The organism is Spirosoma sp. 209 (genome assembly GCF_002006735.1).
Lineage (GTDB): Bacteria > Bacteroidota > Bacteroidia > Cytophagales > Spirosomataceae > Spirosoma > Spirosoma sordidisoli.
The window spans coordinates 1-13859 of sequence record NZ_MVEC01000030.1 but is presented as its reverse complement, the minus strand read 5'-3'; the positions used below and the strand labels follow the sequence as shown (position 1 = coordinate 13859).

Sequence of the window (13859 nt, the reverse complement as noted above, 5' to 3'; positions counted from 1 at the left end):
GTGGACGCGCCTTAGTAACCGATGATTCCGTACACTATTTACGATCATATATCGTACGCAGTAATCAATATTTGCTTTACTATTCAGGTGGTATAAAGATGCCTGGAACCCACTTTGATTATCCAGAATTCAGAGACTTTGAAAAAAGAATAGTAAGCGAGAAAAGTCCCTTGGCCCCTAACTATGAAAAAGCGTGTGAAATAGCTAAAAAGCTTTCATCACAATATGATATTTCAGTGGCCGTCCTGGATCACGATAGAGATTTTTACGCAGATGAATTCATCAAAAAATCTATTCAGGAAGATATTTATTTTGTCAGTGCTGAATCACCGGAAGAGACTGCTAAGATCACAGAACATTTAATCAAATTCCAGCAGCATAAATTTAGGTTAATGATAGATGCCGCGACGACTAAACGTGTCGAGCAAAGTGCATCAAATAATGTGGCTCTCAGCAAAAGCATAAATGAAGTCAGAAGCGAGCTGTTAGCCAGTAACCCAAATAAGAAACCTGCCCTTAGCAGGATTGCAGAAATTTTGAATGAACGGGGCGTTGTGTCGCCCCGTGGTAAAGAATCCAAGTGGTACGCGGAAACCGTCAAAAGAATTTTGGAACGCACCCCCAAAGACATAAACGAAAGCCCAAAAACGGGACATGAGAAATAGGCAAATCACCTAAAATTAACCCGTAATGGTTAACAGTTTTCTAGCTTTTCAGAGCTTTTATAGATACACAGGCCACCACCGGACGCACAGAGTTACGAAGTAACTCCTATACGCGCACTTACAGACTATCCCCACCCACAAGCCAGAAAATGCACGCGAACCTACATATCAATGCAATTAGCCGATCAGGGGGCCGCTCTGCGGTCGGAGCTTCGGCGTATCGCTCTGGCTCCGCTGTCTCTTCCCGCTCGGTGGTGGCCTGTGCTTCCTATCGTTCCGGCGAATCCCTGAAAGATGAACGCTACGAAAAAACCCACGACTTCACCCGGAAAGAAAACGTCCTGCATTCGGAAATCATCACACCCGATGGTGCGCCCGAATGGATGAAGGATCGGCAAAGTTTGTGGAACGCGGTCGAAGCGGGTGAAAAAAGAAAGGATGCCCAACTAGCAAAAGAAATCGTCCTGACCCTGCCCCGGAATTTAGACCTGGAGCAACACAAAGAAGTGGTGCGGGACTTCGTGAAAGAGAATCTAACAAGCCGGGGCCTGGTCGCTGATTTTGCTATTCACAGCCCCGAAGCATCCGACGGTGAACGCAACCCACATGCACATATCATGTTTACTCTGCGCCCGGTCGAAGATGGCAAATTTGGCAAAAAGCTAACGGGCCGCGTCGGTGGCCTGGATGATAAAAAAGTGCTGGCTGAGTTTCGGCATTCCTATGAAACCATTCTAAATGATGCTTCCGAGAAAGCCGATTCAGACATTCATTTTGATTTGCGGAATCTCAAAGAAAAAGGCATTGAACGGCAACCACAACCCAAGATCGGGCCGAAAGTTACCCACCTGGAGAAACGCGGCTACGTGACCGAATGGGGTAAAGAAGTGCGCCAGGTCGCCCACCAAAACAACGCAGCAGCGGCCTATGCTGGCCACAGCCTGACGCATCAAATCACCTATCATGCCAGCCGTGCCGTGGATTCGGTGCGGGATGACATCGCCTACAAATATTATGAAGCGGCTTATGGAGACAATAATCACAAAGATTGGTATGGAAACGACGAACGAGACCGGGACGGTATCGAGCGATAAAAACGAAATCCTGAAAAAATACACCCGGCAACCTTACCCGGCCCTGGTGAAACCTGCCCCAAATGCGGAACCCGACGACACCGACGAAAACCCGGATGGGCGATACCGCGCCCTGGTGCAGCATATGGAGAAGCGGGGCAATGCCCCAAGGTTTCGTATAATTGACCGTAGGGGGCACATCTTCGGGTGCGGCTATGCCTACCTACTCGGATGGTTCTACACACCCCCTGAAACGCTCTCTATTCAAACCACAACGCATGTTTTCACCCTGACGGGCAAAGGGCTTGATAAAATCGAGCAATCCTTACTGCGCGAAAAGGTGAAGGAGCTGCGGGAATTTCACCCTGGCCAGGATCAGGAACCGGAACCAGGTCAACCCATCATTACAAACCTGACCATTTCCAGCCCGTTCGACAAAACGGCGGAATAGATCAGCGTTCGTGTTCGGGGGCTTTTTCCTGCGCCTTGCTTGGCTCGGCGGCTTTGGGCTGCTGGCTCTGCTGCATCGCCTGTTGAATCTTACCCGCTCCCCGCTGCTCCTGTTTGGGCATCTGTTCGGGCGGCTCCGTGGTGCGTGTTTGTGCAGCCCTGGGGGCGGTAGTCTGAAACTCAGGTTTTAGGGCAACCCCGTTTCTTTGCAAATCCTGCCCGTCTTTTTTCAGTTCGGCCAATTGCTCCGGGCTGGCCGTTTTTAGATATTCTTCGATGGTTTTGGATGCCATTGCAGTACGAATTTATTGTACTGCAATTTAAAAAATTAGCTATCCAACTCAAAATCAAGAGGGCTTAAACCAACTTCAATGCACTTTCGGTTGATGCTGTGAATAGCCCGGATATTTTCCGCGCTCATGATGTAAGTGCCTTCGGCTACATCGTTCAACATTTGGGCAGCTTGCAATTTAAGCTGAAACACCCCGTCCCGATAGTACAGGCATTCATGCGCTACCTGCTGCGGGAAAGGAAACGAAACGATCTGTGCTGTTTCAGGTTGGTTTGTCATGGCTCAATAATACCATGTTCCTTGTCGGTTACATGCGAAAATTTGATGACGGTTTTTGCGGGGAACGCTGCGCCCGCAATAGGTCATTCAAATCATGATGCGGGGCGAATGCCTCACCCTGGGGCAATACCATTGCCCCGAACGTCGCCTTAAATCTGTCTGTCCCCTGCTGGCCCGCCTTATCGTTATCCAGGTAAGTTTTCACCGTCTGGTAATTCTGGCCGCGTATGTGGGCCTCCGCTCGGTGGAAGGAAGAAAGCGAGTGCATGATGATACAATCGTCCGGCGATTCTTCGACGCGGTTCAGGATCAGGAAAGAAAGAAAATCTGTCATCCCCTCGAATACATGCACAGTGCTACGCCCGGACGCAGTGCCGGGAATGATTGTAATATCGCGGGCTTTCAATGCAGATTTGAAATTGTATTTGCTCGATGCTACCCGGATTTCATACCCTCCGGCCTGGTTCTCCATCCCAAAAGCAAAATACTCCTTCCCGGTGGCCAGGTTCCGGTATCGCACTTCCTGCAAATACCGCTGCGCCAATACTGCGGGGATGTGCCGTTCATCGGACAGATACGATAAGATCAAGGCTCGGCGGATCGGCTGCGCGTCGATAAATTCAAGCTGCCGATCTTCTGAAAAAATTTCGACCGCTGCGCGGTGGCTTTGCTGTTGAAAAGAAAAAGGCGCGGGGCGTACTTGTGGCCTGGGGGCTTGGCTACTGAACAAACCAGGCTGAAACATATCATCCAAATAAGCGAGTGCATCTTTGATGCTGCTTAGATTTTGCTGCCGCATAACAAAATCAATCACCGTGCCGCCTTCGTCTCCGAAATCATTCCAAATCCATTTACCGCCGATGAAGGAAGTATGAAACGATGGCTCGGCCTCTTCTCGGAACGGCGAACGATACCAAAGCTCATAGCCGCCTTTCATTTCACGCACCGGGGAATGCCCCAACTTTGCGAGTAGATCAGGCAACGAAAGTTTTTTAGCTTGTTCGGTATTCATGTAAATATGTTCATTTGTTATTCGAACCCCCCTCCCCGAACTTTTTTCTTTTCACCAGCAAAGAGGAAAAATGTTTGGTATTCGGAGAGAGTTTTCCACCGAACCGGGCAGACCATTAATAGTAATTTTTTTAATTAATAGTATATAATAGGTTGTGATACCAAGTTACGGTAGAATTGATACCAAGTTACGGTGGATAACTGGGTGTCGCTGATACCAAGTTACGGTGGATAACCCTCATGTAACCCCCTGATTAACAGGGTTGTCAACACTCTAAACAATCTCTTTTCCTGCCGACTGATACCAAGTTACGGTAAAAGCAAAGTCTGCTTTTTGATAATAGGTGCTGGGCTTTGTTCAAATGTCCAACCTTCCCCATCACACGAAAAGCGGGCATCTCGATACGCCAATTTTACTAGTCCTGCGGTCTCTCGCATCTTCCGTTTGAAGTTGTTCATAGCTTCTATATCACCCCCAAAAATTTCCTTCATGGTAGCCCATGTTAGGAATAGTGGCCTTTTCAGGTTGTGAAGCCGATAGGCAAGGAAGCTATAAAAGTCGATAGCTCTGGCATTGCCGGATAGAATGCGTAGATGCTCAAGCGAAAGTGGTAACGGGTGCTTTTGCAATTCATCCCAATAATCGAGACTTAAAACAATGTTTCGCTTCCAGAGTAGAAGCTGATTCGGGTGAGCCTGGGGAAACAAATCGAAGCCTTTCACAATTGGCAAGTTTGCTTGTAGGCTGCTCCCGTCCTCCTGTTTGTAGCTTACGCTGATGATTGACGTAGCCAAACGGGCAATCTGGTTCCGGGCTTGGCTCAGTTGATTGCCACCGTCCGTTAACCCAATCTTGTGTAAGAATTTGGGCAGGGTATCGGCTTCAATATCAATTTTGTTGCTTCCCTGCTGCAATGCCATTGTATTGATAATTCCTAACAAAAGCCGCGCTTTGGGGCCAAATGGAACCCCTAGAAACTCGTCCTGGCCTGTGCGCGGATTCTCAACAGAAACCTGCTTGATCCTTAGTGAGAAATTCCCGCTCTGGTGCTTCCAACTTTCCAGAGGGCTTAACTTGGCATCACGACGAGGAAAATACACATGGGCCAATGCTACGGGCATGTATAGATGCTCCCGCTCATCAGCCGGTGTGTGAAAGCTTTCCATTACCAGCCGTGTGCGGCTCTCTGCGTAACGGGATGGCTTTTTATTATCGGGTTTATCGCTCATTACTAACAGACAAATCGTTGTTTTTTAGTTGCGGATGCAGCACTGTTTTAACAACTAGTTTCAGTTGTTAAAACAGTTGTCTATTCTATTGATCGTTTCCGTTCTTTCGTGATCTTCTCTTTCACTGCCGCAACTACAAAATCATGAATGGATATTCTATCACGCTTTGGCAAACGATCTTGAATATCTCTTATCTGCGCCAATTCGCTTTCATAGATTTTGAAGGTAAAGGACTTTAACTTGTCCTCTTCTGGATTTTCCTCAATAGCTGGGGCTAAAGCTTTCACAGAGCCGCCTTTATTGATAGCCTCTAGCATTGCCGGACTGTTGAGCGGAGTAGGGGGCATGGCAATTTTGGTTTTTTTCTTTGTTGCGGTCATAGTTCCGACTTCTGTTTTAAAAAGAGTTTCGATTTTACAACTAAATATAGTTGCTGTTTAAGTTGTAAATCTTTTCTTCTCTGTGCTGGTTTTCAAAGCATTTTGAATGCCGTTGTAAAGTTCTGTTATTTCGCTAACTGCTTTTTCATCAGTGGGCTTTATTTCGATTACTCCTAGTCCTGACGCTGCGGCATTGGCAAAGGAAATACGGTTTCCAATGGGGGTATCAATGAACTTCACATGCTGCGATTCGCGCAATAGATCGGCGGTATCTTCTTTATAAGTACCTCGTGCATCTGCCTTGTTGATGAAGGTCAGGCAAACCAGATTTGGGTTAAATGGCGACATTTCCGCAATGAGGTTTTCAACCTTTCTCAGTGTCCAAATATCCAATGAGCGAGGGGCAAAAGGAACTAGATACACATGAGAAACGGACAGTGCAGAACGCTGGCTTACGGTGTCGCGTCCTCCCGTATCAATCACTACGTCGTCATATTTCTTGGCCAACCGTGCGACATTAGAATTTAGCTCAGTGCCTGTAATCTTTACAGCCGTGTACCCCAATTCCCCTTCTAGGCTTTGGTGACGGAAAGAAGTAAAATCGGTGGCGGATTCTTGATCGTCGGCATCGACCAAAATCACGTCGCGCCCTTGCTTGGCCAAATAGACTGTCAAGTTGGTTGCAATCGTGGTCTTACCACTTCCGCCCTTAATGCCGCCCACGGTGTAAATCATGTTGCTTATCCAGAATAGTTTTCGGTTCTAAATTTAGTTGTAAAATCAGTTCTAAATATAATTCTACTTATGCAAGTCTTTATCAAGCTATAAGATATTTATAAAGCTCTGATTTTCAGCGATTCGCTTTATTAAGGCATGTACGGTGCGAATGTGCCAGCCCTGGGAGGTGCTGCGGTAGGTCGGCACATGTCGGTGGTTCAGCTCGGCGCACATAGCCCGGATCGTGGTTATGCCCTGGCGTTGCATCTCTTCCACCGTCGGGCGCATCTGCTCCGCGAACTCGTCGGCGGCTTCACGCTCTTTATGGCATTGCACTTCTTTTCCATGCTTGCCCAACTGCACCCCGCGCCGGATGGCCGCTTGTAGTGCTTCCTTCGTGCGGGTGCTGATTTGTTTGCGCTCGTGCTGGGCGAATGCGGCCAATAGATGAATCATCAGCTCGTCGGCATGTGGATTGTCCACGGCCCGAAACTGTACCTTGCTTTCCATTAGGTTTGCAATGAATGCCACATTGCGGCCTAATCGGTCGAGCTTGGCAATGATGAGCGTGGCTTTCTCTTTCCGGCATTGGGCGAGTGCGGCCAATAGCTGCGGGCGTTGGTTCTTCTTCCCGCTTTCGATCTCGGTAAAATGTGCCGTGACCTGGTAGCCCTGACGATCAGCGAACAGGCGCACGGCCTCTTGCTGGGCTTCCAGTCCCAAACCGCTTTTGCCCTGGCGGTCGGTTGATACACGGTAATAAGCGATGGCTTTCAACATGGCGGCAATATAAGCACAGCCCTGTTTTGTATACAAGCATACGTCCGTTTGCTTGTATACAAAACAGAGTCGACTATCATTATTGGCTTGATCGCAGACAGATTTAGAGAGAGTGTGCCACTGTTTTAGGGGAGATAAATGCAGTGGCCTTAATAAAAGAACGTGAATTACATTTAGACGGCCTTCGGGCAATCGCCTTTTTACTGGTTTTTATTAGTCATAGCCCACACTTTTTTCTCAAGCCAGAAACACCATATTACCTTGAATTTTTTTATAAAATATACAACACTTTAGCTGATTTTGGGTGGGTTGGGGTAGACTTATTCTTTTGTCTAAGCGCGTACCTGGTAACGTCAATACTGCTGGCCGAAGAAATAAAGACGGGAAAAATAAACTGGCGTAAATTTCAGTTGCGACGAATCCTAAGGATTTGGCCTCTCTATTTTCTGACAGTTGCCATTGGTTTCTATACGATTCTAGCAACAGATATTTATCCCGGTATAACTGAAAGTGCTCTCTGGAAGCTAGCTCTCTACCTAAGCACCTTCACAATGAATTTGGCAATTGTTTATGGTCTTTCCGGTGGGTTGCCTGCGATTATTGCACCCATCTGGTCGGTGGCTATGGAGCAGCAGTTTTATTTAGTTTGGGGCACCATACTGCGTGTAGTCAAGCATCAGACTGTTCGGATAGTGATTCTGTCTCTCGCATTGGTAGGAAGCATTATTTATCGGGCCAAACTAATGCAAATCTCTCCTGCGGGAGCACACTATATTTTCTACTTAGATACGTTTGCAAGGCTGGATTCGATAGTATTTGGAGCTTGTGCAGCTATATACTTCTCAAAAAAATCTCAAGCTAGCTCTAGAAGCGGAAAATGGCTTTTTGCCTTATGTATTATCCTCTTTACCGCTACTTTAATGACTTCTCCAAATATTCTAACTAACAGAAATACCTTTAGCTATTTGATACTTGATTTTTGTTGTTTGCTGGCCTTGCTATCAAGCTTTAAATACGCACCACTTCGAGCGTTGCTGAGTACACGTGCATTAGGTCTACTAGGCCGTATAAGCTATCCAATGTATTTAATGCATCCGCTGATTATTATTCTGTCACCAAGGATTTTCCCTTTAGAAGTTTTTAATCTTCAAGGCCCAGCATTTGCAACGCTGGTATTCATCCCTTTATTTATTCTTGGCTTGATCCTCCACTTTATCATTGAAAAGCCAGTTGCAAAAATCAAGACCAAGCTAACGATATAGATTAATTCTAATCATAATATGTATGCACGTATGCACGTATATAAAGCACACCAAAATAAAGCCCATGAAGGGCTTTATCGGGTTAAAGATTTATCATCCAAGATACAAAGGAGGCTACTTGGTCATCATGATTTAGGTTTGCAGCATTTTTGAGAATGCCGCTTTCTAGGTCGTCCCAAATTTCCACGCTCATTGCCGTTTCGATTGCAGCACCTACAAAGAAAATAGCCGGATCGCTGAACACTAAACGAATACGATTCAAAGCTGAACGAGCAGTTTTCCAATGCTCATCTGCGCCCGCTGGATCAATGCCGCCTTTCAATTCGCCCAATGCAATATACTTTGTGATGTTGCCGATTGTAGCGGCCTTGTTCTTTCCTGAAAGCTCGTCTGGTGCGCACTCGAACAAGCACAAATCAACGTTCTTCCTAACCTGGGGCACTCCCACATTTAGAAGCAATGTGCGGGGGTTGCTCCCACTTTCCCATGTAATTCCTCTAGCATTCCTTTCAATATCTGGAACACTTGGTTGTGGTGATAGCCATTTGTTAGAATCCCTACTTAAATATTTGAAAGGTTGTCCTCTCAGGGTCAAAGCGGCAACCACTGCCCTAAGCAAGCGTACCTCCGCTAGATAGCCGACTACGTTTTTCATAGTCCCGCCGAGCGTCTCGCCCCGCGTCAGCATAAAGCGCAGAACCAGCTCATCAGAAAATTGGCTCCCTGCGGTTTGCAAATATTTCTCTGCAAATTCGGACATAGCCAACTGCCGATCTGCTTCTAAAAAATACTGTTTGGCTTTTTCTGAAACGCCTGCGGCAGTCAAAATTGCTTCGTGCATCGAAGGATCAGCTAACAGCGTTGGCACATCCGGAATGATGGCCGTGGCAGCTCTCAATGCTCTGCCTTGCTCCACATATTGCGTTGCACGCAAGCTCCGCTCCAGGGACATTTTAATGAACCCTGCACTTGTATCTGTTCTTAAGGTGACTAAATCCGAAGCGGATTTTATGTGGTTTTTGTAATCCATTTTTACGCTACCGCGTGTGGTTTAATTGAACATTCCGTTTAATTATTATCCTGCTGTTTGCGCCACAGATACACACATTTTCGTATCTCTGTGCGACCATGAGCGCCCATCTGTTGACTGCTATTTCCTTTACTTTGTTCCAGCACAAAAATTCTTTCTACTTCCATGTCGAAGTGCGAAGCGAACTCTGACAATATTAAATCTACGGGGATTTCTTCTCCGCCATATCTAACATTATCGTTCACCATTGCCACATATCCGCCTGGTCGGAGTGTCCGCGACATTTCATAAATCACGAAACACATTTCTAAAAAGTAGTTTTTCACCATCCTAGCGATGCCAGGATTATTCAGTTTCCCTAGCGTATTCAGCTCATCCAATACGCTGTTTACCTCGGTCATGGCCTCGGTATTGTAGTACGTGGAAATCACCCGCTCAAAGGCTTCTGACTGGCCGTGTGTTTCGTACAAAGCCCGCAAATATTCTACCTTCTCCTTATTCTCAACCGTGCAAGACAGCATCGTTTGCCGTAGGTCTCTCACTTGCTCGTGATTATATCCCAGAAATACGAGCTCGAGCGCATAGGTTCGGGTGTAATCGTAGCGGTTGCAGTACGGCGGAGAAGTCACTACGAAATCAAACTGACCAGATTCCAGCGTTGGCAAAAGGTCTAAACATGACCCTTGCAAAACCTGAATTGCCCCGTCTGCCGTGGGGCCTACTGCCTCTTGGTGAAACAAGGGCAAAAATTCGTCTTGTTCTAAATCCGAGAGGATATGATTCAGCTTGCGCTTAATAGATTCCTCGAACGTAAAAATTTTTCCCTTATCGAACGACCCTTTTAGATCCCGAGGGGAGCGCGCATCCCATCGTAAATACTGCCCATCTTTTCGCGTGTAGCTGATTTCTTCTAAAATGGTGAAGGCCGCAAATTGAAACATCTTACTTAGATGTTCATCAGGGATGCTTTCACAATAGGCTAAATATTTGTTTAGTAGATCGTCGGTTTCTGGCGGAAAGGCATCTTTGGTGATGGCGATATGCTGAATGTATGTTCTGTTCGTCCTGGTTTCCAAGACATCTTCCCAGAAAGTAGCAACGCGCCTTTTAAAAGCTTCTAAATCTAAATTTTCGAGTGCTTGCCGGACACTCATAACAAAAGCACCAACGGGAAGTAGTTCTATACCTGTTGTATTCCAGCCTAGATTTCGGCCCGCGAACAGAGTGGTGCCCGCCCCCGCGAATGGATCAAGCACCCGGCCCGGGCCAGGGTGGTATTCGCTCAAAATATTTTTTACTAAGGTTGAAGCAAAGCCTTCCTTGTACTTGAACCAACGATATATAGGCTCCTGTTTATTGGCCTGAAAACTGACCGTTTTGCGGGAGAACTTTTGGGTTTTCTCTAGCTTATCCGCGTATTTGTCAAATAGTTGCTCGCGCTTTTCTGATGGGTAACTGACGATTTGCAGCATGTGTTGTTCTTCGAATCCTATACGTTCTTGCTGAAAGATAGCCAAATTAATCTCCTATAGAAAAAGGCTGTCGTCTACGCGAGCCGAATTATGTACGATTCGGATGACCTACCCAGAACACAAAAAAGAAGCCCTACCATAGGGAGTTGGTAGGGCTTCAAAATCTGTTATAGCTGAGTTACGCAGCCATTGCCATATCAGAGTGATTACCCTCTGCATCTGGGTTTTGTACTCGGTTACGTTTTCGCTGCAAGGCCGCAGCAGCATCCGCCAATGTTGGGTTTTGCGCTTTGATCGTCTCTATGATTTCAGGGGATTGCTCGGCCTCCTTCACAACATCATTCACCATGCGCCGGAAACGATCTGCACCATGTACCGTTTTGCCTTGCGTGACTTCCCGCATCATCCGGCCCAAAATCATCTGATCCCGAATACCTAGAAAATAGCTGCGGTCGGCCTGGTGACGCTGGCCCGTGTACAGATTCAGGGCGATAATCGAGAAAATGAGCCACCAGAAAATACCAGGCTGACCCGCTGCGGCACAGAACAGAGCCACCACAAAAACAAAGCTCGGTTCGATGAACCGTTCCGTGAACGTATCCACATTACGCAACACAGGTTGCATGTCTAAAATCCGTTCCCGGTGCTTGGGTACGAATTGAGCAATCAACCGCACGATGGCATTCAGGAATAAATTCATGAAGCCGATCAGCAGCCGCCCGATAGGGGTTAACCAGGAACGCCCCGCCGACGTACTTAGTACGGGATTACCCATAACGTCTTTCGCCCAAATCCAGGCAAAATGTATCAGGCCAATAATCACGTACCATTTCATGATCGGCCCGAACCAGCTAACCGACTCGGTAACGGTTTCGCCATGATGCACCACTGACGAAATCAGCGGTAGGCTCCCGATAAAGCCCAACAGGGAACCCAGCATTGACAACACCCACAGAATAATAAACCCCGCGATAAAATTCGAGCGGGTGTAATACTGCTCGCCAAAATCCCGACGTAAAAACGTCTCGATAGGAATGGAAACCCATCCCAAAATGTAATTCATCAGGCCCAAGCCCGGAATCATACCAGCCCACATTTCAGGGCCACCCATAACATTACGCGGTTGATTACGCATGATTGTGTTTGTTTAAAAGTGAATTATGATTGTTTAAAAGTTGCGTACAGAAAGGTTTTATCATCTGACCAGGTACGGCCATTTTGGAATACAATCGCCCCAACGGTGTTACCATTCTGGGGGCCTCCTTTGGGTAGGCGGGTGAACGTCTGCGGGGTCACGTCATAATCAAAACTCTCCTGCCCGGATTGCCCCACATTGAAACTGGCATCCCCAAAACTGTGCGATTCTCCCCGCCGAACATGCCAGCTCTTGCCGATCACATCGGCGGCATAATTATTGGTTTCGGGGTCGCTATTCGCGTGGAAGATTTTCGTTTGCAGATTCCCCACCAGGCTATGCACCCGGTCATGATTGCCAAGCTCCGCGAAATAGTTCGGCAGGTTCTGAGTTAGATACACCGTGCAAGCCCGCGAGCTGCGCGCGGTCGCCTGAAAATGCATGTCGTAATCCGTCACAAAATTCTGTGCTTCATCTGCCCACAAAAAGACTGGCCTGGGGTTCTCCTGGATGTCACGCCGTTCGGCGGCTTGCTGCCAGATGTATTTATACACCACCTGGGCGGCTCGGCCTGCGTCGCCATATTCTTTCACGGGGAGATGCATCACGATTATTGCCCCATGATGGGAAAGCTCAGGATCAGCGATTTTTGTCGTGCCTGTGGGTGACTCAGAAAACAACATACGGAATGGCTTCCGCATAAAGCTGTCCGTCGTCGTGGTGAACATCGACACAATGCCGGAACGGGTACGGCTGCTAAGGGCGGGGTATTCATCCAGCCAATAACCCGCCGTGGTTTCCAGGTCGTAATCTGTCCACTTGTCGAGCGTCTTGCTTTGGCACTCGGCCAATAGTTGAGCGCAAAGGCTCTTTTCCCACCATTCGGGGTTATTGCGCTCGTCGGCACTCTGGGGTGCAGATCGCACAATCTCATGCATCAGCGGTACGGAAACGGTGCCTCTGGCAATCATGCAAAGGTCGATGGCGTTCCGCATAAGCTGCTGCATCGCCCCTGACCAATACGGATCAGACCCGCTTCCTTTACTACGGCTCACGGCTTCGTAAACACTCATGAACAGGCGAACCAGGTTTTCTGTATATCCGGCTCCCTCGCCCTCCCGGTTTACCTCGTATTGCAGGAAGGGAAAGCAATACTCTCCGCTGGCATCGAAAATCAGAATGCTATCGCTGCGCCCGGTCTCCTTAGCGTATTGCTGCCAGGTGGCCAGCTCGTCCTTTTTGGCACATAGGACTAACCCGCCAAATCCATCACGTAAGTAGCTTAGGGCGAGTGCCCTGCCGCTGCCGGATGTTTTACCGGAGCCAATGCCCCCTTTAATCTGCACCCCTTCGCAAGCATCCCGGATCGTAAAGGGGTGTTTATCGTTGAACCGATAAATGACCCGATCTAAGTTGAATTGATTCATTATCAGATAGTTAAGTGGAAAATGATTTTTAATATTATTTAACACATCACTAAGTAATGTTAAATTTTTGCGGATGACAAATATTTGCCTAAAAAATTTTTCATTACACGGAATAATGTTAAATTTACGTAACAATAAAATGCTAACAATCAGCGCATTACAATGAATAAGTCTCAACGCGAATCTAAAGAGACAATCAAGGATGAACCAGCCAATAGAGATAAAGCTATCCCCTTGTTTTCCAGTCTAATAGAACATGACAAGGCCATATACGGAATGCAAAAGCTTCTTCAGAAAGCTGAAGCGAAGGGGATAGCGACACGGATAGTCAAAGGTGGACGCGCCTTAGTAACCGATGATTCCGTACACTATTTACGATCATATATCGTACGCAGTAATCAATATTTGCTTTACTATTCAGGTGGTATAAAGATGCCTGGAACCCACTTTGATTATCCAGAATTCAGAGACTTTGAAAAAAGAATAGTAAGCGAGAAAAGTCCCTTGGCCCCTAACTATGAAAAAGCGTGTGAAATAGCTAAAAAGCTTTCATCACAATATGATATTTCAGTGGCCGTCCTGGATCACGATAGAGATTTTTACGCAGATGAATTCATCAAAAAATCTATTCAGGAAGATATTTATTTTGTCAGTGC

At 47.0% G+C, this 13859-nt stretch carries 16 protein-coding genes; 5 read left to right on the top strand and 11 right to left on the bottom strand.

The window, feature by feature from the left end; translation table 11 throughout:
- The 3 genes from B1C80_RS27665 to B1C80_RS27655 all read left to right on the top strand — a co-directional run.
- A partial coding sequence (locus B1C80_RS27665; protein ID WP_236648952.1) for a recombinase family protein occupies nt 1-665 on the top strand: 665 nt, incomplete at its 5' end.
- 149 nt (nt 666-814) lie between these two features.
- Nucleotides 815-1759 (top strand): MobQ family relaxase, encoded by a 945-nt coding sequence (mobQ, locus tag B1C80_RS27660; RefSeq protein WP_077924455.1) that lies wholly within the window; start codon nt 815-817, stop codon nt 1757-1759.
- On the top strand, nt 1719-2189 hold the full coding sequence (locus B1C80_RS27655) for a hypothetical protein (RefSeq protein ID WP_077924454.1): 471 nt from the start codon (nt 1719-1721) through the stop codon (nt 2187-2189). The genes mobQ and B1C80_RS27655 overlap by 41 nt, the downstream gene beginning before the upstream one ends.
- Nucleotide 2190: 1 nt before the next feature.
- On the opposite strand, the gene B1C80_RS27650 is transcribed toward B1C80_RS27655, so the two are convergent.
- The 7 genes from B1C80_RS27650 to B1C80_RS27620 form a co-directional block, all read right to left on the bottom strand.
- Complete coding sequence (locus tag B1C80_RS27650) at nt 2191-2481, bottom strand: hypothetical protein (RefSeq protein ID WP_077924453.1); 291 nt, start codon at nt 2479-2481, stop codon at nt 2191-2193.
- A 35-nt stretch (nt 2482-2516) separates the two neighbouring features.
- Nucleotides 2517-2759 carry a hypothetical protein gene (locus B1C80_RS27645; protein WP_077924452.1) on the bottom strand — a complete coding sequence of 81 codons (243 nt, stop codon included), beginning with the start codon at nt 2757-2759 and terminating at the stop codon, nt 2517-2519.
- A gap of 28 nt (nt 2760-2787) precedes the next feature.
- On the bottom strand, nt 2788-3771 hold the full coding sequence (locus B1C80_RS27640) for a toprim domain-containing protein (RefSeq protein ID WP_077924451.1): 984 nt from the start codon (nt 3769-3771) through the stop codon (nt 2788-2790).
- A gap of 308 nt (nt 3772-4079) precedes the next feature.
- Nucleotides 4080-5000, bottom strand: a complete 921-nt coding sequence (locus tag B1C80_RS27635; protein ID WP_077924450.1) for a replication protein RepA — start codon at nt 4998-5000, stop codon at nt 4080-4082.
- 80 nt (nt 5001-5080) lie between these two features.
- A complete protein-coding gene (locus tag B1C80_RS27630; RefSeq protein ID WP_077924449.1) occupies nt 5081-5380 on the bottom strand; it encodes a hypothetical protein in 300 nt (99 codons plus the stop codon).
- Nucleotides 5381-5437: 57 nt separating this feature from the next.
- Nucleotides 5438-6115, bottom strand: a complete 678-nt coding sequence (locus B1C80_RS27625) for an AAA family ATPase (RefSeq protein WP_077924448.1) — start codon at nt 6113-6115, stop codon at nt 5438-5440.
- 87 nt (nt 6116-6202) lie between these two features.
- Nucleotides 6203-6877: a recombinase family protein gene (locus tag B1C80_RS27620; RefSeq protein ID WP_077924447.1), complete on the bottom strand. Its 675-nt coding sequence runs from the start codon at nt 6875-6877 to the stop codon at nt 6203-6205.
- Between the two features lie 143 nt (nt 6878-7020).
- Between B1C80_RS27620 and B1C80_RS27615 the strand changes: the two genes are divergently transcribed.
- Nucleotides 7021-8139, top strand: a complete 1119-nt coding sequence (locus tag B1C80_RS27615) for an acyltransferase (RefSeq protein ID WP_161492826.1) — start codon at nt 7021-7023, stop codon at nt 8137-8139.
- A gap of 82 nt (nt 8140-8221) precedes the next feature.
- Here the strand turns inward: B1C80_RS27615 and B1C80_RS27610 are convergent, their stop codons facing one another.
- From B1C80_RS27610 to B1C80_RS27595, 4 genes are all read right to left on the bottom strand, one after another.
- A complete protein-coding gene (locus tag B1C80_RS27610; protein ID WP_077924445.1) occupies nt 8222-9169 on the bottom strand; it encodes an AvaI/BsoBI family type II restriction endonuclease in 948 nt (315 codons plus the stop codon).
- A 38-nt stretch (nt 9170-9207) separates the two neighbouring features.
- Nucleotides 9208-10641, bottom strand: coding sequence for a site-specific DNA-methyltransferase (locus B1C80_RS27605; RefSeq protein WP_139361761.1), 1434 nt, complete (start codon nt 10639-10641; stop codon nt 9208-9210).
- A gap of 178 nt (nt 10642-10819) precedes the next feature.
- Nucleotides 10820-11776, bottom strand: a complete 957-nt coding sequence (locus tag B1C80_RS27600) for a hypothetical protein (protein WP_139361760.1) — start codon at nt 11774-11776, stop codon at nt 10820-10822.
- A 23-nt stretch (nt 11777-11799) separates the two neighbouring features.
- Nucleotides 11800-13203, bottom strand: coding sequence for a type IV secretory system conjugative DNA transfer family protein (locus tag B1C80_RS27595; RefSeq protein ID WP_077924442.1), 1404 nt, complete (start codon nt 13201-13203; stop codon nt 11800-11802).
- Between the two features lie 162 nt (nt 13204-13365).
- Between B1C80_RS27595 and B1C80_RS27590 the strand changes: the two genes are divergently transcribed.
- On the top strand, nt 13366-13859 hold a 494-nt coding region (locus B1C80_RS27590), incomplete at its 3' end, for a hypothetical protein (protein WP_139361759.1).